The sequence below is a fragment of the Polaromonas sp. P3_C2 genome, from assembly GCF_056402675.1.
Map to the genome: position 1 here is coordinate 1 of NZ_JBFUGX010001273.1, position 523 is coordinate 523.

The 523-nt window shown below is 56.6% G+C and carries 1 protein-coding gene; it reads left to right on the forward strand.

All coding sequences use genetic code 11. The annotated features are described in order from the left end of the window. Positions 1-134: 134 nt before the first annotated feature. Positions 135-523: SurA N-terminal domain-containing protein (locus tag AC1DWI_RS26030; protein WP_477726313.1), on the forward strand; the 389-nt coding region annotated here is incomplete at its 3' end.

The window sequence follows — 523 nt, forward strand, 5'->3', positions numbered from 1 at the left end:
CCCTTACACGGCGTAGGTCGGCGGTTCGAGCCCGTCAGCACCCACCACCCACGAAAAAAGGCGAACATGGTTCGCCTTTTTTGTTGTTGGCTCCCGGTTTGTTCGTAAAGCTGTTGCAGCACAGGAAGTTCGAGATGTTTGATTTCATTCGCAAGCACACCAAAGTCACCATGGCGTTGCTGTTTTTGCTGATTGTTCCGTCCTTTATATTGGTGGGCATGAACAGCAATGGTCCCTCCGGGAACAACAGGGGGGTTGTTGCCGTTGTCGACGGAAAAGACATCACGCAGCCCGAATGGGATCAGGCTCACCAGAGCGAGGTCCAGCGCATACGCGCTTCCATGCCGTCGATTGATGTCAAGCTGCTGGATACACCACAAGCACGCTACGCGACGCTGGAGCGGCTGGTACGCGACCGCGTGGTTGCTGCTGCTGCCCACGTCACCGACGACTATCTGGCGCGCGAGCTGCAGAAAATTCCTGAAATCGCCGCCCTGAAAGGCCCGGACGGCAAGCTCGATAT